The organism is Kitasatospora sp. NPDC057198 (assembly GCF_042670125.1).
GTDB lineage: Bacteria > Actinomycetota > Actinomycetes > Streptomycetales > Streptomycetaceae > Kitasatospora.
This window is the reverse complement of the sequence record NZ_JBHUWH010000005.1, coordinates 1-22,521: the sequence shown is the minus strand read 5'-3', so window position 1 is coordinate 22,521 and position 22,521 is coordinate 1. Positions and strand designations below refer to the sequence as shown.

Annotated in this window: 21 protein-coding genes and 1 pseudogene; 8 read left to right on the top strand and 14 right to left on the bottom strand. The window is 75.4% G+C overall.

What is annotated here, in order from left to right; all coding sequences use genetic code 11:
- Window positions 1-8: 8 nt before the first annotated feature.
- The 4 genes from ACFUEL_RS01265 to ACFUEL_RS01250 form a co-directional block, all read right to left on the bottom strand.
- Entirely contained in the window at window positions 9-1,049 is a 1,041-nt protein-coding gene (locus ACFUEL_RS01265; RefSeq protein WP_380233798.1) for a LacI family DNA-binding transcriptional regulator, read from the bottom strand.
- Between the two features lie 161 nt (window positions 1,050-1,210).
- Complete coding sequence (locus ACFUEL_RS01260) at window positions 1,211-2,008, bottom strand: DUF1684 domain-containing protein (RefSeq protein ID WP_380233797.1); 798 nt, start codon at window positions 2,006-2,008, stop codon at window positions 1,211-1,213.
- 77 nt (window positions 2,009-2,085) lie between these two features.
- The gene (locus tag ACFUEL_RS01255) at window positions 2,086-2,946 is read right to left on the bottom strand and encodes an acyl-CoA thioesterase (protein WP_380233796.1); all 861 of its coding nucleotides are present in this window, start codon (window positions 2,944-2,946) and stop codon (window positions 2,086-2,088) included.
- Window positions 2,947-3,062: 116 nt separating this feature from the next.
- On the bottom strand, window positions 3,063-3,749 hold the full coding sequence (locus ACFUEL_RS01250; RefSeq protein WP_380233795.1) for an alpha-ketoglutarate-dependent dioxygenase AlkB family protein: 687 nt from the start codon (window positions 3,747-3,749) through the stop codon (window positions 3,063-3,065).
- A gap of 414 nt (window positions 3,750-4,163) precedes the next feature.
- Here ACFUEL_RS01250 and ACFUEL_RS01245 point away from each other — a divergent pair, with 414 nt between their 5' ends.
- The 3 genes from ACFUEL_RS01245 to ACFUEL_RS01235 all read left to right on the top strand — a co-directional run bounded on the left by ACFUEL_RS01245 (window position 4,164) and on the right by ACFUEL_RS01235 (window position 6,368).
- On the top strand, window positions 4,164-4,982 hold the full coding sequence (locus ACFUEL_RS01245) for an MBL fold metallo-hydrolase (protein WP_380233794.1): 819 nt from the start codon (window positions 4,164-4,166) through the stop codon (window positions 4,980-4,982).
- Window positions 4,983-5,079: 97 nt separating this feature from the next.
- Window positions 5,080-5,676, top strand: a complete 597-nt coding sequence (locus ACFUEL_RS01240; protein WP_380233792.1) for a TetR/AcrR family transcriptional regulator — start codon at window positions 5,080-5,082, stop codon at window positions 5,674-5,676.
- Window positions 5,677-5,762: 86 nt separating this feature from the next.
- Window positions 5,763-6,368, top strand: coding sequence for a DUF4865 family protein (locus ACFUEL_RS01235; RefSeq protein ID WP_380233791.1), 606 nt, complete (start codon window positions 5,763-5,765; stop codon window positions 6,366-6,368).
- A gap of 27 nt (window positions 6,369-6,395) precedes the next feature.
- Here ACFUEL_RS01235 and ACFUEL_RS01230 read toward each other — a convergent pair whose 3' ends face one another.
- Window positions 6,396-6,758 carry a transglycosylase family protein gene (locus ACFUEL_RS01230; protein WP_380233790.1) on the bottom strand — a complete coding sequence of 121 codons (363 nt, stop codon included), beginning with the start codon at window positions 6,756-6,758 and terminating at the stop codon, window positions 6,396-6,398.
- 207 nt (window positions 6,759-6,965) lie between these two features.
- Window positions 6,966-7,751: a transglycosylase family protein gene (locus ACFUEL_RS01225; protein WP_380233789.1), complete on the bottom strand. Its 786-nt coding sequence runs from the start codon at window positions 7,749-7,751 to the stop codon at window positions 6,966-6,968.
- A 692-nt stretch (window positions 7,752-8,443) separates the two neighbouring features.
- On the opposite strand from ACFUEL_RS01225, the gene ACFUEL_RS01220 reads away from it, so the two are divergent.
- The gene (locus tag ACFUEL_RS01220; RefSeq protein ID WP_380233836.1) at window positions 8,444-9,304 is read left to right on the top strand and encodes a hypothetical protein; all 861 of its coding nucleotides are present in this window, start codon (window positions 8,444-8,446) and stop codon (window positions 9,302-9,304) included.
- 14 nt (window positions 9,305-9,318) lie between these two features.
- Complete coding sequence (locus ACFUEL_RS01215) at window positions 9,319-9,987, top strand: hypothetical protein (protein ID WP_380233788.1); 669 nt, start codon at window positions 9,319-9,321, stop codon at window positions 9,985-9,987.
- A 107-nt stretch (window positions 9,988-10,094) separates the two neighbouring features.
- On the opposite strand, the gene der is transcribed toward ACFUEL_RS01215, so the two are convergent.
- The 3 genes from der to ACFUEL_RS01200 all read right to left on the bottom strand — a co-directional run bounded on the left by der (window position 10,095) and on the right by ACFUEL_RS01200 (window position 13,712).
- Window positions 10,095-11,549 carry a ribosome biogenesis GTPase Der gene (der, locus tag ACFUEL_RS01210; protein ID WP_380233787.1) on the bottom strand — a complete coding sequence of 485 codons (1,455 nt, stop codon included), beginning with the start codon at window positions 11,547-11,549 and terminating at the stop codon, window positions 10,095-10,097.
- Between the two features lie 128 nt (window positions 11,550-11,677).
- Complete coding sequence (gene cmk / locus ACFUEL_RS01205; RefSeq protein WP_380233786.1) at window positions 11,678-12,394, bottom strand: (d)CMP kinase; 717 nt, start codon at window positions 12,392-12,394, stop codon at window positions 11,678-11,680.
- Between the two features lie 232 nt (window positions 12,395-12,626).
- Window positions 12,627-13,712, bottom strand: coding sequence for a prephenate dehydrogenase (locus tag ACFUEL_RS01200; protein WP_380233784.1), 1,086 nt, complete (start codon window positions 13,710-13,712; stop codon window positions 12,627-12,629).
- A gap of 204 nt (window positions 13,713-13,916) precedes the next feature.
- On the opposite strand from ACFUEL_RS01200, the gene ACFUEL_RS01195 reads away from it, so the two are divergent.
- The 3 genes from ACFUEL_RS01195 to ACFUEL_RS01185 are packed head-to-tail and all read left to right on the top strand — an operon-like array spanning window position 13,917 to window position 18,050.
- Entirely contained in the window at window positions 13,917-16,064 is a 2,148-nt protein-coding gene (locus ACFUEL_RS01195) for a DUF4139 domain-containing protein (protein WP_380233783.1), read from the top strand.
- Window positions 16,061-17,638, top strand: coding sequence for a mucoidy inhibitor MuiA family protein (locus ACFUEL_RS01190; protein ID WP_380233835.1), 1,578 nt, complete (start codon window positions 16,061-16,063; stop codon window positions 17,636-17,638). The genes ACFUEL_RS01195 and ACFUEL_RS01190 overlap by 4 nt, the downstream gene beginning before the upstream one ends.
- A gap of 49 nt (window positions 17,639-17,687) precedes the next feature.
- The gene (locus ACFUEL_RS01185) at window positions 17,688-18,050 is read left to right on the top strand and encodes a DUF952 domain-containing protein (RefSeq protein WP_380233782.1); all 363 of its coding nucleotides are present in this window, start codon (window positions 17,688-17,690) and stop codon (window positions 18,048-18,050) included.
- Between the two features lie 95 nt (window positions 18,051-18,145).
- Here the strand turns inward: ACFUEL_RS01185 and ACFUEL_RS01180 are convergent, their stop codons facing one another.
- The 5 genes and pseudogenes from ACFUEL_RS01180 to ACFUEL_RS01160 form a co-directional block, all read right to left on the bottom strand.
- Complete coding sequence (locus ACFUEL_RS01180; RefSeq protein WP_033255663.1) at window positions 18,146-19,123, bottom strand: helix-turn-helix domain-containing protein; 978 nt, start codon at window positions 19,121-19,123, stop codon at window positions 18,146-18,148.
- A gap of 218 nt (window positions 19,124-19,341) precedes the next feature.
- Window positions 19,342-20,622, bottom strand: coding sequence for a pseudouridine synthase (locus ACFUEL_RS01175; RefSeq protein ID WP_380233781.1), 1,281 nt, complete (start codon window positions 20,620-20,622; stop codon window positions 19,342-19,344).
- The gene (gene scpB / locus ACFUEL_RS01170; protein ID WP_380233834.1) at window positions 20,622-21,218 is read right to left on the bottom strand and encodes an SMC-Scp complex subunit ScpB; all 597 of its coding nucleotides are present in this window, start codon (window positions 21,216-21,218) and stop codon (window positions 20,622-20,624) included. The genes ACFUEL_RS01175 and scpB overlap by 1 nt, the downstream gene beginning before the upstream one ends.
- A gap of 185 nt (window positions 21,219-21,403) precedes the next feature.
- A complete protein-coding gene (locus ACFUEL_RS01165) occupies window positions 21,404-22,204 on the bottom strand; it encodes a segregation and condensation protein A (RefSeq protein ID WP_380233780.1) in 801 nt (266 codons plus the stop codon).
- 26 nt (window positions 22,205-22,230) lie between these two features.
- Window positions 22,231-22,521: pseudogene (locus tag ACFUEL_RS01160) on the bottom strand (hypothetical protein); the annotation flags it as partial.

The following is a 22,521-nucleotide window of genomic DNA, read 5'->3' as shown; positions in this document are numbered from 1 at the left end:
AAGACCCCTCAGGCCGACTCCCGCACCACCAGCAGCGTCGGAATGATCACCGAGGACGGTGCCGAAGCCTCCGGATCGTTGAGCCGCCGCAGCAGCAGCCGCGTCATCAGCCGCCCCATCTCCTCGATCTCCTGCCGGACCGTGGTGAGCGGGGGCTCCGTCCAGGCCGCGATCGACTCGACGTCGTCGAAGCCGACCACCGCGACGTCCTCCGGCACCCGGCGCCCGGCCGCCCGCAGGACCCGGATCGCGCCGGAGGCCATCACGTCGGAGGCCGCGAACACCGCGTCCAGGTCCGGTCGCCGGTCGAGGAGTTCGGTCATCGCGCGGATGCCGCCGTCGGCGGTGAAGTCGCCGACCGCGATCAGGTCGTCGTCACCGTCGGGGAACAGGTCGCGGTAGCCGTCGAGGCGGTCGACGGAGGAGGTCTGGTCGAGCGGGCCGGTGATGGTGGCGATCCGCTTGCGGCCGATGGAGCGCAGGTGCTGGACGGCGAGCCGGGCGCCGCCGCGGTTGTCGTTGTCGACGTAGACCAGGTCGCGGTCGGACTCGGCGCCGGGCCAGCCGGGGCGTCCGCCGATGACGAAGGGCAGGCCGAGGCGGTGGACGGTCTCGGGGGTGGGATCGGAGTGGTGCAGCGAGAACAGCAGGACGCCGTCGACGTGGCCGCCGGACAGGTAGCGGCCGATCCGGTCGTGGTCGCGCTCGTCCTCGGCCAGCAGCAGCACCATCTGGTTGTCGGCGGCGGCCAGTTCGCGGCTGATGCCGCGCAGGTGCTGGGCGAAGAACGGGTCGGAGAAGAACCGGGCCTCGGGTTCGGCGATGACCACGGCGATCGCCCGGTTGCGCCGGGTGACCAGGGTGCGGGCGGCCAGGTTGGGGACGTAGCCGAGTTCGGCGACGGCCCGCTCCACCTTCTCGCGCAGCGCCGCCCGGACCCCCGCGCCGCCGTTGACCACCCGGGAGGCGGTGGCCCGGGACACGCCGGCCCGTTCGGCCACCGATTCCAGGGTGGGGCGCCCGCCCGTTCCCGTTTCGGACTCGGTCACCGTGGGCTCCTCTCCACCGTCCGCGCGCACACGCCCGCACGCACGTGATCGTCTCCTGCTGCGAGCAGCCTAGCGCCCGCTGCGCCGCCGAGAGAGCGCTCTCAGAAAGCGGGGCGCCCTCTCCCGCCCCGGCCCGCCCCGCCTCCGGCCCGTTCTCCGCCTCAGACCGTGACCACCTGCCGCTCACCCGCCTCGACGGCCACCTCCAGCCGGTTGCCGGGCGGCGGGAACGGGCAGATGAAGTGGTCGGCGAAGGCGCACGGCGGCAGGAACGCCCGGTTGAAGTCCAGCACGGTGCGCCCCTGCGCGTCGGGCGCGGGCAGCGTGACGAACCGGAACCGGTACGTCTCCCGGCCGCTGGTGCCGTCCGCGATGACGCCGCTGAGCCGCCCGCCCGAGCCCTCGGAGCCGCTGACGGTCAGCGTGTGCTCCCGCCCGGCCAGCGTGAACGCGACCTGCCCGGCCACGGCGAGCGGCCGGGCCCGGCCGTCCGCGTTCTCCACCAGCACGGCCCGGCCGCCGTCCTCGAACGGCGTGAAGACGGCGGGCAGCGCCCAGTCGGGGGCGTACGGGTAGACCGAGATCCCGGCGAACGCGGCCCGGGCGGGGGCGTCGGGGTCGAAGACCCGCAGGGCGAGTTCGCCCTCCCGCTCGATCGGGACCAGCCGCAGCCGGTCGCGGACGGCGATCTGCGGGTGCCGGTCGGTGTCCGGCCGCAGGGCGACCCGGCCGGTGGCCTCCCCCTCCCCGCCCTCGATCCGGACGCCGTCCCCGGCGAGCAGTTCGGCGCAGACCGCGCCGCCCTCGGCCCACCAGCGGCCGGGAAGGCCCGGGATCTCGGCCGGGCCTGGCTCCAACCAGTGGGTGCCGGTGAGCGCCAGCGGCCCGTGCGGCGCACCCACCGCGGCGCTCCGGGCCTCCGTCCAGCGCCGCCAGGCTTCGGCTGCGGTGTCGGTCATCGCTCTGCCTCCCAAGTCGATCTGCTCTCAAGTCGCTCTGCCCCCGGGCCGCTTCGGACGGACGGCCCGGTGCCGCGTCAGCGCTCCAACGGCCGGAACAACCCCTCCTGCATCACCGAGACCACCAGCCGCCCCTCGCGGTCGTAGATCTCGCCGCGGGCCAGGCCGCGCGCGCCGTGCGCGATCGGCGACTCCTGCCGGTACAGCAGCCAGTCGTCGGCCCGGAACGGCCGGTGGAACCACATCGCGTGGTCCAGCGAGGCCATGTCGAAGTTCCGCTCGCCCCACAGCGGCTCGACGGGGGCGCGGACGGCGTCCAGCAGCGTCATGTCGCTGGCGTAGGTGAGCGCGCAGACGTGGATCAGCGGGTCGTCGGGCAGCGCGCCGTTGGTGCGCAGCCACACGCCGCTGCGGGCCTCCACCCCGTCCAGCTCCTCGCGCGTCCACTTCAGCCGGTCCACGTACCGGATGTCGAAGGGCTGGCGGCGGCTGATGAACGGGGGCAGTTCGCCGAGCCGGGCGCCGACCTCGTCCAGCGCGCTGGGCAGGCTCTCCGGGTCGGGGACGTCCGGCATCGGGAACTGGTGCTCGATGCCGCCGGGCTCGGGCCGGTGGAAGTCGGCGGTCAGCGCGAAGATCGTCCGCCCGCCCTGGATGGCGAGCACCCGGCGGGTGGTGAACGAGCGCCCGTCCCTGGTCCGTTCGACCTGGTAGACGATCGGCACGCCGGGAACACCCGGCCGCAGGAAGTACGCGTGCAGCGAGTGCACCGGCCGGCCCTCCTCGACCGTCCGGCCCGCCGCGACCAGCGCCTGCCCGGCCACCTGCCCGCCGAAGGTGCGCTGCAGCGACTCCTCCGGGCTGCGGCCGCGGAAGATGTTCAGCTCGATCCGCTCCAGGTCGAGCAGGTCGACGAGCTGGTCGACGGGGGTTCCCATGTGTCGCTCCCTCTCCGGACGGCCGGCGGACAGGGGTGTGCCGCCGAACGTCTCGTCCGTCCAGCACAAGTCTCCGCGCCCGCCTGGCATTCCCGCCCTCCGGCACGCGGGCCCCCTCACCCCAGGCCGGACTGCCGGACGGTGATGTTCAGCCGCCCGGTCAGGCCCAGCGCCGGGTCGGCCGTGCCCGGCAGCGTCCGCACCACCCCGTGGTACGCGAAACGGCTCGCCCCGCCGAACACCAGCAGGTCGCCACCGCACAGCCGCAGGTCCGTCCACGGCCGGCCCCGGCCCTCCGCGTTCCCCAGCCGGAACACGCACTCGTCCCCCAGCGACAGCGACACCACCGGCGCGTCCACCCGCTCCTCGCGGTCCTGGTGCAGGCCCATCCGCGCCCCGTGCGGGTAGTGGTTCACCAGCGCGACGTCCGGCGCGAACCCCGCCGCCCCCGCCACCTCCCCCGCCCGCTCCCCGTACGCCTCCGCCACCGCCCGCCGGGCCAGCGCGCCCAGCCGCTCCGGGAACGGCTTCACCGGCGCCCCGTCCCCGTCCACCACCGTCCGCGCGTAGCCGTACGGGTACCAGTGCCACCCCAGGCACACCGTCCGCACCGACATCACCCCGCCGCCCGGCAGCACCACCGACCGCATCCCGCCCGGCGGCCGCGCCCACTCCCGGCACGCCGCCACCAGCTCCCGCTGCTCCTCCACCCCCAACCACCCCGGCACCAGCACCACCCCGTCCGCCGGCTCCTCCCGCCCCCGCCCGAACAACTCCCCGACGAACACCCCACCACCACGCATCCCCCCATGCTGCCACCCCCTACAGACACCCCCACCCCTCCGCCCGCACCGCAGGCAGCCGCCCTCCCCCACCCTCCCGTCGGGCCCCCTCCCGCCCCTCAGCCCGCCGCAGGCATCTCTCCCCCACCCGCCCCACATGCGCCCGCCGCCCTCCCGTCGAAACCCCTCCTCCACCCGCCCCAGCCCACCGCAGGCAATCCCCACCCGCCCACACACGCCCGCCACCCTCCCGTCGGACCCCCTCAGCCCGCCGCAGGCGACCCTCCCCCACCCGCCCCACATGCGCCCATCGCCCTCCCGTCGAAACCCCTCCACCCGCCGCAGGCGACCTGCCCCCACCCGCCCCACATGCGCCCGCCGCCCTCCCGTCGGACCCTGGTGGGAGGACTTTCCCCGGCCGGAGGAGGTTGCGCGATGCATCCACTGGAGTTCCGCGTGGTGGACCTGCCCGAGTCCTCCCTGCACACGTGCGCGGTGCTGGTGCTCGGTCAGCACCGGGCGGTGCTGCTCGGTACGGGGTTGCGGCTCTCGGACGGGCGGCGGCTGGTCCGGGAGGTCGAGCGTTCGGGGCGCCGGCTCAGCACCGTCCTGGTGGCCCACCACGCGCCGGACTGCTGGCTCGCGGCGGAGGTGCTGCGCGACGCCTTCCCCGAGGCGCGTCTCCTGGCTCCCGACCCGGTCCGGGCCCGGATCGAGCACGACTACCCGGCGGTGCGCGCCGCGTGGGCCGACCTGGGGGACGAACTCCCGTCCCGGCTGGTCGCGTTGGAGCCGCTGGAGGGCGATGCCGTGGAGTTGGAGGACCACCGGCTGGAGTTGCGCGGGGCGTCCCTGGGGCTGCCCGACCACCACTACCTGTGGGAGCACCGCAGCCGGACGCTGCTCGGCGGCCCGCTGCTGTGGCTGAACGCGCACCCGTGGCTGGCGGACACCCCGTGGACGGCGCAGCGCGAGGCGTGGATCGACCTGCTGGACGAGATGGCGGCGCTGGAGCCGCTGCGCACCGTCCCGGGCCACCGCCACCTGACCACGCCGGTGCCCGAGGACGCCCCCGCCCCCGATCCGATCGCCTGGACCGGCGACTACCTGCGCGCGTTCGCCACCGAGTTGGGCAAGCCGGTCGGCCCGGAGGCGGTCGCGGCCGCCCTGTTGCACCGCTACCCGTCGGCCGCGCTGCCGGCCAACGTCTCGGTGTCCGTCCTGGCCGCCCGCGAGCAGCGCACCGCCGCCTGAACACCCGTCCGGCCTGAACACCCGCCCGGTCGGGCCGACCTGACGGCCGGTCACCCCGCCCTTCCCACTGTACCTACTAGTATGTACAGTACGTACCGTGAACCCGAGCCCCGGTACCAACACCAACAGCGCCACCGCCGACCGCCTCGTCGAGGCCACCCGCGACCTGCTCTGGGAGCGCGGCTACACCGGCACCAGCCCGAAGGCCATCCAGCAGCGCGCGGGCGCCGGGCAGGGCAGCATGTACCACCACTTCGCGGGCAAGCCCGAGCTCGCCCTCGCCGCGATCACCCGCACCGCCGGTGAGCTGCGCGCCTTGGCCGAGGAGCTGCTGTCCGGTCCGGGCACCGCCGTCGAGCGGGTCACCGCGTACCTGCGCCGCGAGCGCGACGTGCTGCGCGGCTGTCCGATCGGCCGGCTGACCCAGGACCCGGACGTGATGGCCGACCCGGTGCTGCGGGCCCCGGTCGAGGAGACCCTCGGCTGGCTGCGCGGCCGCCTCGCCGAGGTGCTGGCGGAGGGCCGGGCGGCCGGGGAGCTCCCGCCGTCCGTCGACCCGTCCGGCACCGCCGCGACCGTGGTCGCGGTGCTCCAGGGCGGCTACGTGCTGGCCCGCGCGGCCGGCGACACCGGCCCGTTCGACCAGGCGGTGACCGGCCTGATCACCCTGCTCGCCCCACCCCACCGGCCCTGACCTCCCCCGCCGACCCTGACCCGCCCCCACCGGCCCCGACCACCCCCTCCCCCCGTCCGCCCGCACTCCCCAGACAGGACCCGCCCGTGCTCGCCAAGCAGTACGAGATCAACCTGCCCGCCGACTACGACCTCGACGTCATCCGCCGCCGGATCGAGGCCGGCGCCCCGCTCCTGGACGACCGCCCGGGGCTCGGCTTCAAGGCGTGGCTGCTGCGCGAGCGCGGGGTCGGCGGCTCGCCGGTCAACCAGTACGCGCCGCTGTACGTGTGGCGCTCGGACGGCGAGGCGGCCCGGTTCCTGGTGGGCGGCGGCGGGTTCGAGAACATCGTCCGGGACTTCGGGCGTCCGGCCGTCCGGCAGTGGACCGTCCTCGCGCACTTCTCCGGCCCGGCCCGCGCCGCCGTCCCCGCCCCGTCCGCCGCGACCCGTCGGCTGACCGCCGTCCCGGTCCGGCAGGACCCGGCGGCCCTGGCCGCGCACGCGGAGCACGAGATCGAGCAACTGCGCGAGGAGTCCCGCCGTCCGGGCGTGCACACCGCCGTGCTGGCCCTGGACCCGAGCCGCTGGCAGCTGCTGCGCTTCACGCTGTGGGACGCCGCCCCGGCGGAGGACCCGACGGCGGAGCTCTTCGCCGTCCCGCACCTGTCCGCCCCGGAGCTGTCCGCGCTGCCCGAGGGCCGCGCCTGGTGACCGGCGACCGCCGCCCCGGGAGCGGGCCTAATCCAGCACCCCGATCTCCCGCGCGCACCAGCCCCAGGCGTTCCAGCCCTGGCGGCGCAGGATCTCCTCCCCGACGGTGATCTGCTGCCGCCGGCTCGCACGGTCGGGCCGGTCGGCGTAGCGCAGGCCGCCCGCCTCCCGCCAGGTGGGCGGCCAGATCTGCAGGCCGCCGTAGTAGCCGTTGCCGGTGTCGGCCTGCCAGTCGCCGTCGCTCTCGCAGTCGGCGAGCCGGTCCCAGACCAGGTCCGGCGTGGCCGGACGGGCCGCGGCGGGCGGTCCGACCGCGACGGTGGCGGCGGTGGCGGGGAGCAACAGGCCGAGCACGAGCAGCGCCCGGCCGTACGAGCGAGGTATCCGCATCCCCCGACGCTACGCACGGCGCCCGCGCCGCCACCCTCCGGACGCCGCCGAGCGGGTGGCTCCCCTCCCCTGCGCCCGGTGCCCGGGAACGGCGCCCGGCACCCGAGAACGGCGGAAGCCGCCACCCCGCGACCGGGGGTGGCGGCTTCACGCCGACAGGGTGGGATCAGGGCTGATCCCGGGGAAGCGGTGCCTCCCGGGGGTGGGTCAGACCGACAGGACCTGGCCCGGGTAGATCAGGTCCGGGTTGCCGCCGACGACACCGGAGTTGTTGTTGTACAGGGTGTGCCAGTCGACGCCCAGGCTGTCCGCGATCTTGGACAGGGTGTCGCCGGTCTTCACCGTGTAGCTGTCGCCGGAGGTGGTGGTGTTGGTGGTCGCCGCGGCGGACTTGTTCTTCCAGGTCTGCTTCGGGGTCTCCTGCGCGGCGGCCTTGGGGGCCTGGGCGCGGGACTCGGAGCGGGACGCCTTGGCGGAGTCGTCCGAGGCGGCGGTGTTCGACTTCGAGGAGGTCGACTTGGAGGAGGTCGACTTCGAGGAGGAGCTGCTCGACGAGGACGAGGTCGACAAGGAGGAGCTGGAGGTGTCGACCTGGGCCGGCGCGCCGCCCTTGGTCAGACCGGCCTGGACGGAGCAGACGGGCCAGGCGCCGGGGCCCTGGGAGGCCAGCACCTTCTCGGCGACGGCGATCTGCTGCGCCTTGGTGGCCAGGTTGGCCTGCGGGGCGTAGGCGGTGCCACCGAAGGCGGCCCAGGTGGAGGAGGTGAACTGCAGGCCGCCGTAGAAGCCGTTGCCGGTGTTGATCGACCAGTTGCCGGTCGACTCGCACATCGCGACCTTGTCCCAGGTGGAGACGTCCGCGGCGGAGGCCGTGTTGGCCGTGACGAGGCCGGCCACCGGGGCGGCGAGCAGGGCGCCGCCGATGACAGCCGCGCGGACGCGGTTGCGCTTGGGGGCGGTGGTGGCAGCGGCGGTCTCGTTACGGAAGGTCATGAGATTCCTCTCAACATCCCCGGGGTGGGCAGGCGGAACCAGGCCCCAACTGGGCCGTGTTCGCTCGCCAAGTCCGGTGGGCGGGCCGTGCACGTGTCGGACGTGCCGCTTGCCGCCCCGGCCACCTGTCCGCATCCCCGGCGGCGGCTGGCTGCCGTCGCGCCGGTGGGCGCCTGGTCCGCGTTCCGGGGTGAGCCGGATCCGGGGTAGCCGGTTCCGGGGTGAGCCGGATCCGGGGTGAGCCGGGCGGGCCGTGCGTCGGGGGTGAACCCGGGAGGTGCTCGTTGCACCGGGCAAAAACCTACGATTCGGGCTCGCCAGCGCCAAACACTTTCCGGTCATCCCAGGTCAAAGCGGCGTTACCGGCGGTATCGATCACGCCGATCGGAAACAAATGTCTGATTCATCCGCTTTTTCCAAGATCAAACCATATGGGAATATGGCCCCGGTCACAGTTTGACCCGTGTGAGGTCGGGCACAGCATCGACAGAATGCGACTATTCGCATACACAGAGCTATCAGAAGCCGTGCAAATCCCGTCGCCCGGCGGCTCACCCGTGACCCCAGCCACAACCTCCCGTTGGTAATGGCGGTCGGCGCTCCCAGCGCCGCGCGCCCGGGACGTCCCGCCCGGGGGCACCGGAACGAGCACCTGGAACGTCAGGGCAAACGAGGAGTCATCAGTGCCGCGCATGCTTGAGGTGAGCGAGGACGTACGCGCCGAGATCGGCGACGACGAGGCCGAGAGCCTGCTCGCGGGTGCCCACGCGCCCGACGCGTACGACTGCACCTCCTGCCGACAACCGGGTGACTCGCTGCGCGAGCCCACCAGCACCGTCCTGTTCGTCGGCGAGGAGACCGCGGTGCTGGCCTTCGCGCACGCCCGCTGCGTGCCCTCCCAGGTGGTGCCGGTGGACGAGCAGCAGTTGCGCGGCGCCGTCGAGTCGATCGGCCAGGGCGCGGACGCCGCGCTGCCCGCACAGGCCGCGGTGCCCGCGCAGGCCGAGCCGGAGCCGGTGGTCGAGGTGCGCATCCCGGAGCCGATCACCGCCCCGCCGACCGCTCCGGCCGGCCAGCCGCAGCCCGCGGTGCTCGGCGTGACCTGCGGCATCGTGCTGTGCGGCGACACCCAGCACGCCGCGCTGGTGGTCGAGCCCACCGGGCCGGTCGGCCGTCCGGGCAGCGCGCTCGGCGAGGACGAGTTCCTCTCGCTGCTGACCGAGCACGGCTTCCAGATCGTCCAGGACGTCAACCAGGCCCCGGTCCGGCCGCGGGCCGGCTGGTCGGTGCTGATGGCGATGGGCCAGCTGCACGCGATCCTGCAGCCCTCGGCGACCGGCGGCTCGGCCGCCTGGTGGCAGGCCCACCAACCGCTCCAGGTCACCCCGGGCTGGCGGGCCGCGGCGGCCCGCAAGTCCGAGGTGATCATGTACGCGGTGCCGGCCGGCACCATCGGCCGCCAGCCCCGCGAGGACCTGCTGCGGATCGCCATGGACCGGGCCGCCGCCCGCGGCCTGCTCGCCGCCGGCATGCTCCCGCTGGCCGGCACCTGAGCGGGGGCGCACCGATGACCGACCCCGTGAACGACCCGGCCGCCGCCGGGGGCGCCCCCGACACCCCGGCGGTCCCGGCCGCCCGCACCGCCGTTGACACCGCCGTTGACCAGGACACCAGCGCCCCGGGCGGGATAGGACTGGGGGCCGCGCCCCCGCATCCCAAGCCGGTCTCGCTCGTTGGCTCCTACGTGTACAGCTACGACCTCGCGTCCCCCGGCCGTCCCTCCGCCCAGTCCGGCCCCGGCGGCGCCGGCCGGTCGATCCCGAACATGCGCCCGTCGTACGACGCCGAGCACCCGGTGTCGGCCACGCCGATCTACGACACGCTGTACTCCGAGTACCGGCGGATGTTCCGGGCGCTGCCCGGCGACCGCTCCGGCGAGGAGGGGATGAAGTTCACCGGCTTCGCGGTCCGCGAACCGCAGCCGTCCGCGTCGCCCGCGCGCGAGAGCACCGACCGCACGGGAGCACTGGCCTACTCGCAGCAGCAGCAGTCGTTCGAGACGTACGCCGGGCAGGCCGCGGGCGCCCCGCAGTTCATGCCCGCGCAGACCTCCACCGCCCAGGCCAACGGCCAGGGCTGGGTGGCCACCGGCTACCTGGGCGCCCCGGGCGGCGGCGGCACCTCGGGCGGGCGGCACCGCTCGGTGCTCTCCCTGCCCCCGGGCCGGGACGCCTGACCGGCGCGCGGCACGCGGCACACGGCGCGCAGCACGCGGCACACGGCGCGCAGCACGAAGGGGAGGGGCCGGTCGGCCCCTCCCCTTCTCCGTACCCCGGCTACTGCCTACTTCTTCTTGTTGCGCTTCTCCCGGACCCGGACCGAGATCGAGATCGGGGTGCCCACGAAGCCGAACTCCTCGCGCAGCCGGCGCTCGACGAACCGGCGGTAGCCGGCCTCCAGGAAGCCGGAGGCGAACAGCACGAACCGCGGCGGACGGGTGCCCGCCTGGGTGCCGAACAGGATGCGCGGCTGCTTGCCGCCGCGGATCGGGTGCGGGTGCGCGGCGACCAGCTCGCCGAGGAAGGCGTTCAGCCGGGCGGTCGGGATCCGGGTCTCCCAGCCGGCCAGCGCGGTCTCGATCGCCGGGACGAGCTTCTCCATGTGCCGGCCGGTCTTCGCCGAGACGTTCACCCGGGGCGCCCACTGCACCTGCACCAGGTCGCGCTCGATCTCGCGCTCCAGGTAGAAGCGGCGCTCCTCGTCCAGCTGGTCCCACTTGTTGTAGGCGATGACGACGGCGCGCCCGGCCTCGACGGCCATCGAGATGATCCGGGTGTCCTGCTCGGCGAGCGTCTCGCTGGCGTCCACCAGGACGACCGCGACCTCGGCCTTGTCCAGCGCCGCGGAGGTGCGCAGCGAGGCGTAGAAGTCCGCGCCGGAGGTCAGGTGGACCCGGCGGCGGATGCCGGCGGTGTCGATGAACTTCCAGGTCTTGCCGCCGAGTTCGATCAGCTCGTCGACCGGGTCGCGGGTGGTGCCGGCCAGCTCGTTGACCACCACCCGGTCCTCGCCCGCGACCTTGTTCAGCAGGCTGGACTTGCCGACGTTCGGCCGCCCGATCAGCGCGACCCGGCGCGGACCGCCGGGCGCCAGGCCGTCGCCGAACAGCTGCGGCGGGGCCTCCGGCAGCACCGCCAGGACGGCGTCCAGCAGGTCGCCGGAGCCGCGGCCGTGCAGCGCGGAGACGGGGTACGGCTCGCCCAGGCCGAGCGACCACAGGTACGCGGCCTCGGCCTCGGTGGACGGGCCGTCGACCTTGTTGGCGCACAGCACCACGGGCTTGCCGGAGCGGCGGATCAGCCGGACCAGGGCGTCGTCGGTGTCGGTGGCGCCGATGGTGGCGTCCACCACGAACAGCACCGCGTCGGCCTGCTCGATGCCCAGCTCGGCCTGCGCGGCGACCATCGCGTCGATGCCCAGGACGTCGATCTCCCAGCCGCCGGTGTCCAGCACCTTGAACCGGCGCCCGGCCCACATCGCCTCGTAGCTGACCCGGTCGCGGGTCACGCCGGGGCGGTCCTCGACGACCGCCTCGCGGCGGCCGATGATGCGGTTGACCAGGGTCGACTTGCCGACGTTCGGGCGGCCGACGATGGCCAGCACCGGCAGCGGGCCGTGGCCGTCCAGGTCGGCGTCGACCTCGTCGGTGTCGAAGCCCTCCTCGGCGGCCAGCGCCATGAACTCGGCGTACTCGGAGTCACCCAGCTCGCCGTGGTGGGCGGTGGTGTCGTTGCTCATGTTCCGTTTTCCGTTTCCCGGCGCGGCCCTTCCCAGGGGCGTGCCGTGCGTACCTGCCCCGGGGGCAGCGCGAACCGCGCGGATCTCGCGCGGTCGGATGAATCAGTTCCAGCCGGACGTCCTGCCGCTCAGGCGGCGGTCAGGCCGGCCTTCTCCTCGACCAGCGCGGTGATCGCGTCGATCACCTGGTCGAGGGTGAGTTCGCTGGTGTCGACCAGCACCGCGTCGGCGGCCTGGGCCAGCGGGGCGGTCTCCCGCGAGGAGTCCGCGGCGTCCCGGCGGGCCAGGTCGGCGGCCATCGCGGTGATGGTCGCCTCGTCCACGCCCTTCGCCCGCAGCTCCGCGGCCCGCCGCTCGGCGCGGGCCCGCCCGGAGGCGGTCAGGAACACCTTCACGGTGGCGTCCGGGAACACCACCGAGCCCATGTCCCGGCCCTCGGCGACGATCCCGCGCCCGGCGTGCGAGGCGCAGCCGCGCTGCAGCTCCACCAGCCGCGCCCGCACCGCCGGAACGGCCGCCACGGCGCTCACCTTGCCGGTCACCTCGGGCCCGCGGATCGGCCCGGACACGTCCTGCCCGTCCACCGTTATGGTCGGCCCCGCCGCGTCCGTCCCGGACACGATCACCGGCTTCCCGCAGGCGATGGCCACCGCCTCCGCGTCCTCGACGTCCACCCCGTTGGCGAGCATCCACCAGGTCATCGCCCGGTACATCGCACCGGTGTCCAGGAAGCTCAGGCCCAGCCGCGCGGCCACCGCCCGCGACACGGTCGACTTCCCGGACCCCGAAGGTCCGTCGATGGCGACGACGACCGGGCCGCTCGACGCTCGGTCGACACTGTCCACGGGGCGAACCTCTCTCTCACGACACAAGAACTCACCCTCAAGGTTAATGGACACCCACCCACCCCCACCCCGGCCCCAAGTCCCGACCCTTCGCCCCCACCGGCAAGCCACCCCTGCCCCGCGCAGCGGAACCCCGCCAACGCCCGCACCGGAGCGACAGCAGAACCGCACGCAGCCGACCCGCTGCCCCTCCTCCCCCACCCCCCGAGCCCCGCGCAGCGGACCCCCCGCCCTACTCCCGAACCCCCCACCCACGCTCCCGCAACCCCGCCGCCAGCACCCGCGCCAACGCCGGAGCGACGGCGAGCTGTACGTGGCCGACCTGCTGCCCCGTCGAGTGCTCGATCGTCACGTCCTCGATGTTGACCCCGAGCGCGCCGACCTCGCCGAAGAGGCGGCCGAGTTCGCCGGGCTGGTCGCCGAGGACGACGGTGACGGTCTCGTAGCGGGTGGGCGGCGCGCCGTGCTTGCCGGGGATGCGGGCCTGGCCGGTGTTGCCGCGGCGCATGACGGCCTCGATGCCGGCGGCGCCCTCGCGCCGGGTGTTCTCGTCGGCCGCCTGCAGGGCCCGCAGCGCGTGGACGGTCTGGGCGAGGTCGGCGGCGAGGTCGTCGAGGACGTCGGCGACGACGCCCGCGTTGGCGGAGAGGATGTCGATCCACATCGCGGGGTTGGAGGCGGCGATCCGGGTGACGTCGCGCACGCCCTGCCCGGAGAGCCGGACGGCGGTCTCCTCGGCGTGCTCCAGCCTGGCGGCGACCAGCGAGGAGAGCAGTTGCGGGGCGTGCGAGACCAGGGCGACGGCCCGGTCGTGGTCGGCGGCGTCCATGACGATGGGCATGGCCCCGCAGAGGGCGACGAGTTCGAGCGCGGCGTTGAGCGTCTCGGTGTCGGTGTCGGCGGTGGGCGTGAGCACCCAGGGCCGGCCCTCGAACAGGTCGGCGGTGGCGGCGAGCGGCCCGGAGCGTTCCCGTCCGGCCATCGGGTGCGAGCCGATGTAGCGGACGGTGTCGAGGCCGAGGGCGGTGATCTCGCCGCGCGGTCCGGCCTTGACGCTGGCGACGTCGGTGTAGCAGCGGGCCAGGCCGCGCCGCTGGCAGTCGGCGAGCACCTTGCCGACCAGGGCCGGGGGGACGGCGATGACGGCGAGGTCGACCGGGCCGTCGGCGGGGTCGGTGGTGCCCGCGCCGAGCGAGGCGGCCGTGCGGGCGGCGTCCTGGTCGGCGTCCTCCAGGTGGACGCTGATGCCCCGGCGGGTGAGGGCGAGCGCGGCGGAGGTGCCGATCAGTCCGGTGCCGATGACGGCGGCTGTGCGCATGGCGGCTTCTCGTCTCCCGGGTGCGGTGCACGGCTGTGCATGTGCAGTCGCCCCCATCCTCTCGTACGCCCGCGCGCCCCCGCACACCGCCTCGTTCCGGCCCGGCGGGCCGACGCGCAGCGGAAATCCGGGTGCGGTGACGGAGGTTGGGTGCAGACTGGGCGCCCGGGTCCGGGGTGCGGGCCAGGCGGCGAAGGGGGTCAGGTGGCGGGGCAGCGAGCGGTGTGGGAGTCGGGGCTGGACTCGGTGGTGGTGCACGCGGTGGGCGCGGTGTGCCGGCGCCGGGCGTCGGGCGTGCTGCCGGCGGACGGCCGGGTGCGGGTGGCGGGGCTGCCGCGGCTGGCGGCGGCGGGGTCGCTGCGGGTGCGGGTGCTGTCGGGTGGCGGCCGGGTGGTGGAGGCCCGGTTGGGCTATCCGGCGCGGGTCCGCGGCGAGGAGGAACTCCCGCCCTGGAAGCGCGAGTTGGAGGAGCTCCGGGCGCGCTTCGAGGTGCTGCTGGAGCGCCGGGAGGGGCTGGCGGAGCGGATCGCCGAGGTCGCGGCGCTGCGCGCGGTGCCGCCGCAGCGCCGGCACGAGGACGAGGGGCACCGGCGCGCCCCGGCGGACGCGGTGCTGGCGCTGGCGGATTTCGTGGACACCCGGCTGGAGGTGCTGCAGGAGCGCTCGGTGGAGCTGGCGGAGGAGCTGCGGCTGGCCGAGCACGCCTTCCAGGTGGCGGCGGTGGCGGCGCAGGGCCGTTCCGGCGCCGAGCACCCGGGCGGGGTGGAGGCGGGGGCGTGCGCGGACTTGACGGTGCTCGGCGAGGGCCCGGTGGAGCTGGAGGTGGAGTACGCGGTGCCGGGCGCGGTGTGGGTGCCGACGTACCAGTTGGCGCACCGCCGGGGCGAGCGTTCGGCGCGGCTGGTGCTGCGGGCGTCGGTGGCGCAGCGGACGGGTGAGGACTGGTCGGGGGTGCGGCTGGCGCTGTCGACGGCGGCCCTGGCGGGTCCGGGCGCGCTGCCGGAGCTGGCCTCGCTGCGGATCGGCCGCCGACAGCCGGCGCCCGCGCCGTCGGGGTGGCGGGCGCAGCCGGCGGGCCTGGCGGGGCTGTTCGACGGCTGGCAGGACGCGCAGCGTTCGAAACCGGAGCCGCAGTGGGTGCCGGTGCTGACGGCCGCTGCGGCCCCGGCGGGCCCGACGAACGCCGCCGTGCCGAAGCCGCCACCGGCCCCGTCCGCGAGGCGGAGCCGCACGAACAGCGCCCGTCCCGGGGGCGGGGCGGGTGCGCCGGCGGGTGCGCCCTTCGGCTCGGCGGTCCCGCCGGCCCCGCCGGCGCTGTCGGCTCCGATGGGGGCCCCGATGCCGGTGCCCGCGCCGGTGGCCGCGTCGATGCCCGCGCCGGTGGCCCCGGGGTCGGCCGCCCCGCCGCCCCCGCCGTCCGGCGCGGTGCCGCGCACCCTGGCGTACGGTTTCGCGGGCGCGCCGCCGTCCGCCCCGGCGCCGGAGGCCGCGCCGCCGCCCGACCCCCGCCCGTCGCCGGACCAGTTGGACTACGCGGCGCTGGTGCTGGCGGGCCCGGATCAGGAGCCGCGGCGCCGCGGCCGGCTGTTCCCGGAACCGGAGCAGGAGCAGGTGCAGGAGCCGTCCCGGCCGGGCGGCGCCCCGTCCGCCGCCGCGGCGGCGGAGCCGGCCCGGCTGCCGCTGCCCCGCTACGGGTCGTGGCCGCGGGTGTCGGCCGGTTCGTTCGACCACCGTTTCGACGCGCAGGCCCCGGCGACCGTCCCCTCGGACGGGGTGTGGCACACGGTGGCGGTGGCGGAGCTGCCGGTGGGGGTGCGCACCGGCTACGTGTGCGTGCCGTCGGTGGAGGAGGCGGTGTACGGGGTGCTGGAGCTGTCGAACGCGACGTCGCACGCGCTGCTGGCCGGTCCGGTGGAGGTGACGGTGGACGGCGACTTCCTGCTGACGGCGGGGCTGCCGACGCTGGCGCCGGGCGGGGTGCGGGAGTTGGGCCTGGGCCGGGCGGAGGAGGTGCGGGTGGCCCGGCACAGCGAGGTGCGCGAGTCGACCTCGGGGGTGCTGAACTCGACGACGGTGCTGGACCACTCGGTGCGGATCGAGCTGGTGAACCGGCTGCCGCACGAGGCGTCGGTGGAGGTCCGCGAGCGGGTGCCGGTGGCGGGCGACGCCGAGGTGCGGATCGAGGAGCGTCCGGGCTGGTCGGCGCCGGCTGAGCCGTCCGACGGGGTGCCGTCCTCGGCCCGGATCCGCAGGGTGGTGGTGCCGCCGGGAGGTTCGGTGGAGCTGACGGGCGGTTATGTGATCCGTATCCCGGCCGGTAGGGCCGTGGTCGGCGGGAACCGGAGGAGCTGAACGTGCACGAGGAGACTTTTCCCCTTCCGGTGACCGCGGTGACGTGCCTGGAGGACCGGGCGCAGCTGGAGCGGACGGCGGAGCTGGAGCTGTCGCCGGGCGTGCACCGGCTGCGGCTGGGCCCGGTGACGGCGCTGGCGGTGGACCGCTCGCTGCACGCGGCGGTGCTGGACGGGCGGGGCGGGCCGACCGGCGCGGCGAAGGTGCTGGACGTGCGGCTGGTGCGGTCCTGGCGGCCGCCGGCGCCGCTGCCGCCGGGGCCGGACGATTCGGCGCTGCGCCGCCGGGTGCACGGCCTGGAGCGCGAGCTGCTGGCCGAGTCGCACCGCCAGGAGCGGTTGCAGGCCCGGCTGGCGCTGCTCGGGCAGCTCGCGGCGGACCTGCTGCGGGAGATCGGCGAGGGCGCGGGCCGCGGCGAGCTGGAGCAGGCCCGGTGGTCGCGCGAGCTGGACCGGGTGGACGGGGAGCGCGAGTCGTACGGGGAGCGGCTGCGGGCCTCCCGGCTGCGCTCGGCGGAGCTGTCGGCGGAGCTGGCCCGGGCCGAGAAGGCGCTGGACCTGGCGGAGCGGGAGCCGGCCGAGCTGCTGGCGTTCGTGGAGCTGTCGGTGGAGTGCGCCGAGCCGGGCCGGTTCCTGGCCCGGGTGGGGCACCTGGTGGCGTGCGCGCTGTGGCGTCCGGCGTACCGGGCCGAGCTGGTGGGCGGCACGCTGCGGCTGGAGAGCGACGCGGTGGTGTGGCAGCGCACCGGCGAGGACTGGTCGGGGGTGCGGTTGACGCTGTCGACGGCGCGTTCGGCGCTGGCGGGCGAGCCGCCGGGGCTGGTGGAGGACCGGCTGGTGCTGCGGGAGCGCTCGGCGCAGGAGCGGAAGACGGTGGAGGTGGAGCTGCGCGAGCAGGCGGTCCCCGACGCCGGGCCGCTGGAGCCGGGCCTGCCGGGGGTGGACGACGGCGGCGAGGTGCGGGTGCTGCGGGCCGCGGACCCGGTGTCGGTGCCGGCCGACGGGCGGGCGCACCGGGTGCCGGTGAGCGCGTTCGAGACGGCGGCGCGCAGCGAGTTCGCGGCGGCGCCGGAGCTGTCGGAGGCGGTGACGGAGGTGGTGTCGTTCCGCAACGCGTCGGGGCACGCGCTGCTGGCCGGCCCGGTCGACCTGGTGCGCGGCTCGGGCTACACCGGCCGGGGCGCGCTGGAGTTCGCGGCGCCGGGCGCGCCGGTGCGCCTGGCGTTCGGCTCCTCGGACGGGCTGCGGGTGGTCCGGGAGGCGGACGAGCGCCGCGAGGGCACCGGCCTGGGCGGCCAGCGCACCCTGGTGACCCGCACGGTGCGGCTGCACCTGTCGCGCTTCTCCGGCCCGGACGAGCACGCCGAGCGGACGGTGGTGCTGCGCGAGCGGATCCCGGTCTCCGAGGTGGCCGAGGTCCAGGTGCGGCTGCGCAAGGAGCACTGCTCGCCGCCGCCGGACGAGCTGGACGCGGAGGGCATCGCCCGCTGGGAGGTGCCGCTGCCGCCGGGCGGGCGGCGGACGGTGACGCTGGTGTACGAGATCGCGGCGACGGCGAAGGTGGCGGGCCTGTGAGCCGCGCCGGTCGCCCCGCGCGGCCGCCCCGGGAAGGTACAAAAGAGGCATGATCTACCACCTCGCCCCGCTGGACGACTGGCTGCGCGACCCGGGCCGGCCGTACACCGCCGCGTCGCTGCTGACCGAGGGCTTCCTGCACTGCTCGCCGGACGAGCCCACGGTGCTGGCGGTGGCCAACGCGTTCTTCCGGGGCGCGCCGGAGCCGCTGATGGCGCTGCTGATCGAGGAGCGGCTGGTCGAGCCGATGGTGAAGTGGGAGGCGGCCGCCGGCGGGCCGCCCCCGGGCGCCGCCGCGGGGGTGCTGTTCCCGCACATCTACGGCCGGCTCAACCGGACGGCGGTGCTCGGCCTGGAGAAGCTGGAGCGCGGCCCGGACGGCCGCTGGGCCCAGCTGCGCCCCTGGAGCTGACCGCCGCCCGAACGGGGCCCCAGCGGGCCGTGACGCCCCGTCAGGGCCCCGTCCCGCGGGCCGTCGGCCTCAGCCCCGTCCCGCGGGCCGCCGGCTCAGAGCCAGCCGCGCTCGCGGGCCGCCATGCCGGCCTGGAAGCGGGTGGTGGCGCCGAGTTCGCGCATCAGGCCCTGCAGGCGGCGCTGGGTGGTGCGGGCGCTCCAGCCGAGCGAGCGGGCGATCGACTCGTCGGTGAGGCCGGCCGCGAGCAGGCCGAGCAGTTTGAGGTGGTCGGCGTCCGGGCCGGGGCCCTCGCCGTCGCCGAGCACGGTCTGCAGCGGCACGGCGCGCTCCCACTCGGCCTCGAACAGGGCGTCCAGGGCCTGCAGCAGCGCGGAGGGGTGGATCACGTAGGCGGCGTCCAGCACGCTGTCGCCGACGCTGATCGGGATGATCGCCATCTTGTCGTCGGCCATCATCATCTTCATCGGCAGCACCGGGCGGACCCGGGCCTCCTCGCCGTCCTCGACGCCGGTGAGGATCTCCTGCTCCAGCCGGCCGGGCCAGGCGATCGCCTCCTTGTCGAAGACGGTGCGGATCCGCACCCCGGACTTGAGCTTGGCCCGCTGCCGGGGCTGCTCGACCGTCGGGTCCTGCACGTAGGGCGGGCAGTCGAAGCCGCGGATCTGGTACTGGCTGGACTCGATCAGGTGCTCCAGCCGCTGGGCGATGGCCTCGCCGCCGGTGAGCACCTCCACCGAGTGCGCCGGGTCGGTGTACCGGGAGGCTTCGCGGAAGGCGTCCATCAGCCGGTGCATCTCGGCGCGGGCGGAGCGCAGCTCGGCCTCGCGGTGGCCGATCAGGGTGCCGATGGCGACGTCGGGGGCGACCGACAGGTAGCGCTCGCGGTCGACCGGGGCGCGGGTGGCCATGCCCTGCTCGGCGAGCCGGTCCAGGGCCTCGCGGCACTGCTCCAGGGTCAGGCCGCAGTGCTCGGCCAGTTCCTCGGCGGTGGACTGCGGCGCGACGACCAGCGCGGCGTACACCTGGCCGTCGGTCAGCCCGAGGCCCAGCACGGTGAATGCGTCCAGCATGGTGGTGGTTCCTTCCCCCGCCGCCCGGTGGCCTGACGCGGTGGCGCACTTCCGCCACGCGCCGGGGCGAACTTCGGTGGCAATCTTCTGCCACCGGGCGGAACGATAGCAAGGGCGTGCGGTGCGCCTCACACGTCGAGCGCCGGCCGCGTCCGTGCGCACACGCACCGGAGCCCGTCCGCGGCGGTGCGGCGGACGGGCTCCGGGGGCGGCGGCTGTTAGAGGCCGACCTCGTGCATCAGGGTGCCGACCTCGGGGTTGGTCAGGCGGCGCAGCCAGCCGGACTTCTGGTCGCCCAGCGAGATCGGGCCGAACGCGGTGCGCACCAGCTTGTCGACCGGGAAGCCGACCTCGGCCAGCAGGCGGCGCACGATGTGCTTGCGGCCCTCGTGCAGGGTCACCTCGACCAGGTAGTTCTTGCCGAGGTTGGAGATCACCTTGAAGCTGTCGGCGCGGGCCCAGCCGTCCTCCAGCTCGACGCCCTTGGCGAGGGTCTTGCCGAGGTCGCGCGGCAGCGGGCCCTGGATCGCGGCCAGGTAGGTCTTGGTGACGCCGTACTTGGGGTGGGTGAGGCGGTGGGCCAGCTCGCCGTGGTTGGTGAGCAGGATCAGGCCCTCGGTCTCGGTGTCGAGGCGGCCGACGTGGAACAGCCGGGTCTCCCGGTTGGTCACGTAGTCGCCGAGGCACTGCCGGCCCTCGGGGTCCTCCATGGTGGAGACCACGCCGGCGGGCTTGTTCAGCGCGAAGAACAGGTAGGACTGGGTGGCGACGGTCAGGCCGTCCACCTTGATCTCGTCCTTCGCCGGGTCGACCCGGCGGCCCTGCTCCAGCACGGTCTCGCCGTTGACGTCGACCCGGCCCTGCGCGATCAGCTCCTCGCAGGCCCGGCGGCTGCCCATGCCGGCCCGCGCGAGCACCTTCTGCAGGCGCTCGCCGTCCTCGCCGACCTCCTTGCCGGGGCCCTCGTGCCGGGCCAGCACCCGGTCCTCGATCCGGCCCTGGAGCTCCCGGGAGCGCTGCGGCTGGCGCCGCGGGTCGCCGGGCGCGCCCTGCCCCTCCCGGCGCGGCCGGGGCGCCGCCCCGGGCTTGCGGGAGTCGTACGCGCCGCGCCCGGGCGTCGCGTTCGGCCCGCCGCCGTACTCGGGCCGGTCGTACCTGCGCTCCTCCGGACGCGGCTGCCGCCGCTCCTCGCGCCGCTCGCCGCCGCGCCCGTACGAGCCGGAGCCGGAGCCCGACCCGCCGCGCCCCTGGCCGCCGCCGTACGAGGAGCCGGAGCCGCCACCGTACGAGCCGCCGCGCGAGGAGCCCGAGCCGCCGCCGTACGAGGAGCCGCCGCGCGAGGACTGCCCGCCGCGGCCGCCCTGGCCGCCGCCGCTGCCGTAGGACGACGATCCGCCCCGGCCCCCGCCCTGCTGGCCGCCTCGGCCGCCCTGCCCGCCCCGGCCCTGCCCGCCGCCGCCGCTGTTCCTGCCGTTGCCACCGTTGCCACTGCTACGCATCAAAATGTCCGTACGTCGATATCCGTCTGGTCGGCCTGGTTCGGCCTCGGCCCTTCCTGTGCGGCGGCGACCGCCTGCGCGATCATCGTGCCCTCCAGGGACTCCGCTTCCACGTCGTCGACCTCGGGCAGGAAGGGCGCGAGCTCCGGCAGCTCGTCCAGGCCGCGCAGCCCCATCCGTTCCAGGAAGTAGTTCGTCGTCCGATACAGGATCGCTCCGGTCTCGGGCTCGGTGCCGGCTTCTTCGACCAGTCCTCGCTGTACCAGGGTACGCATCACGCCGTCGCAGTTCACACCGCGGACCGCGGAAACCCTCCCGCGCGACACCGGCTGCCGGTAGGCGACCACCGCCAGCGTCTCCAGCGCGGCCTGGGTCAGCCGGGCCTGCTGCCCGTCCAGGACGAACCGCTCGACCGCCGCCGAGCAGGCCGCGCGGCTGTAGAACCGCCACCCGCCGGCCACCTGCCGCAGCTCGAAGCCGCGCCCCTGCGCGGTGTACTCGCCCGCCAACTCCCGCAGCACGGCGGCCACTTCGTCCTTGGGCGCGTCCAGCACGGCGGCCAGCCTGGCTTCCGCGACCGGCTCGTCGGCGACCATCAGCACCGCCTCGAGCGCAGCCCGCAGCGGCAGCTCGCCGGACGGTTCGCCCGGGGGCCCGTCGGGCAGCGCCAGGACGCGCTCCACCGGTTCGACGCGCTGCCCGTCCGGGTACGCCGACTCCTGCCACTCCGCGGGCCGGGGGGCGCCCGGCAGGCCCAGGGACCGCCGGGCGGGCCGCTCCGTCATGCCGTTCCGCCTTCCCCGCCGCCCGCCGGGCGGTCGAACTCGTCGGTCACCTCGACCCGCTGCCCGGAGGCGGCCGTCCAGCGCACCAGCAGCTCCTCCAGGGCCTGCGGCTGCTCGAAGTCCAGCGCCCGCTCCCGGTACAGCTCGAGCAGCGCCAGGAACCGGGCCACCACCACCAGCGTGCTCCCCGCGTCCGCGACCAGCTGCCCGAAGGTCGCCGTGCCGAGCTCGCCGAGGCGCCGCGCCACCAGCTCGGCCTGTTCGCGCACGCTCACCGGCGGGGTGTGGATGTGGTCCACGTACACCACCGGCTTCGGCTTGGGCGCGAACGCCCGGGCGGCGAGCTGCGCGAACCGCTCCGGCCCGACCGCCAGCACCACCTCGGGCAGCAGCCGCGCGTGCTGCGGCTCCAGCGCGACCGTCCGCGGCCGGCGCAGCGCCTCGTCCTCCCAGCGCCCGGCGAACAGCGCCGCGACCCGCTTGTACGCCCGGTACTGCAGCAGCCGCGCGAACAGCAGGTCGCGCGCCTCCAGCAGCGCCAGGTCCTCCTCGTCCTCGACCTCGGCGGCCGGCAGCAGCCGGGCCGCCTTGAGGTCCAGCAGCGTCGCGGCGACCACCAGGAACTCGGTGGCCGCGTCCAGGTCCCACTCCGGGCCCATCGCCCTGATGTGCGCGACGAACTCGTCGGTGACCTTCGACAGCGCCACCTCGGTGACGTCCAGCTTGTGCTTGGCGATCAGCCCGAGCAGCAGGTCGAACGGCCCCTCGAAGTTCTCCAACCGGACCTGGAACGCCATAACGGCCCATTCTGGCAGACCGCGGCTCAGCGGCCGCGCAGCCTCCGCACCAGGATCGACGCCTCGCCGCGCTGCTCCAGGTCCGCCAGGACGACCGCGACGGCCTCCCGGACGACCCGGCCGCGGTCGACGGCCAGGCCGTGCTCGCCGCGCAGCACCAGGCGGGCGTGCTCCAGGTCCATCAGTTCCTCGGCGGACACGTACACGGTGATCTTCTCGTCGTGCCGCTCGCGGCCCGAGGGCCGCCGGGCCCGTCCGCGCCCGCGCACCGTGGCCGGGGCGGGGGCCGCCCGGCGGGCCTCCGCGGGGTCCTCCGC

Excerpts from the sequence above, each read along its gene's own strand:
- ACFUEL_RS01260 (WP_380233797.1), bottom strand. The coding sequence starts at position 2,008 with ATGACCGACACCGCAGCCGAAGCCTGGCGGCGCTGGACGGAGGCCCGG.
- ACFUEL_RS01255 (WP_380233796.1), bottom strand. The coding sequence starts at position 2,946 with ATGGGAACCCCCGTCGACCAGCTCGTCGACCTGCTCGACCTGGAGCGG.
- ACFUEL_RS01250 (WP_380233795.1), bottom strand. The coding sequence starts at position 3,749 with ATGCGTGGTGGTGGGGTGTTCGTCGGGGAGTTGTTCGGGCGGGGGCGG.
- ACFUEL_RS01245 (WP_380233794.1), top strand. The coding sequence starts at position 4,164 with ATGCATCCACTGGAGTTCCGCGTGGTGGACCTGCCCGAGTCCTCCCTG.
- ACFUEL_RS01230 (WP_380233790.1), bottom strand. The coding sequence starts at position 6,758 with ATGCGGATACCTCGCTCGTACGGCCGGGCGCTGCTCGTGCTCGGCCTG.
- ACFUEL_RS01225 (WP_380233789.1), bottom strand. The coding sequence starts at position 7,751 with ATGACCTTCCGTAACGAGACCGCCGCTGCCACCACCGCCCCCAAGCGC.
- ACFUEL_RS01220 (WP_380233836.1), top strand. The coding sequence starts at position 8,444 with ATGCTTGAGGTGAGCGAGGACGTACGCGCCGAGATCGGCGACGACGAG.
- ACFUEL_RS01215 (WP_380233788.1), top strand. The coding sequence starts at position 9,319 with ATGACCGACCCCGTGAACGACCCGGCCGCCGCCGGGGGCGCCCCCGAC.
- der (WP_380233787.1), bottom strand. The coding sequence starts at position 11,549 with ATGAGCAACGACACCACCGCCCACCACGGCGAGCTGGGTGACTCCGAG.
- ACFUEL_RS01200 (WP_380233784.1), bottom strand. The coding sequence starts at position 13,712 with ATGCGCACAGCCGCCGTCATCGGCACCGGACTGATCGGCACCTCCGCC.
- ACFUEL_RS01185 (WP_380233782.1), top strand. The coding sequence starts at position 17,688 with ATGATCTACCACCTCGCCCCGCTGGACGACTGGCTGCGCGACCCGGGC.
- ACFUEL_RS01180 (WP_033255663.1), bottom strand. The coding sequence starts at position 19,123 with ATGCTGGACGCATTCACCGTGCTGGGCCTCGGGCTGACCGACGGCCAG.
- ACFUEL_RS01175 (WP_380233781.1), bottom strand. The coding sequence starts at position 20,622 with ATGCGTAGCAGTGGCAACGGTGGCAACGGCAGGAACAGCGGCGGCGGC.
- scpB (WP_380233834.1), bottom strand. The coding sequence starts at position 21,218 with ATGGTCGCCGACGAGCCGGTCGCGGAAGCCAGGCTGGCCGCCGTGCTG.
- ACFUEL_RS01165 (WP_380233780.1), bottom strand. The coding sequence starts at position 22,204 with ATGGCGTTCCAGGTCCGGTTGGAGAACTTCGAGGGGCCGTTCGACCTG.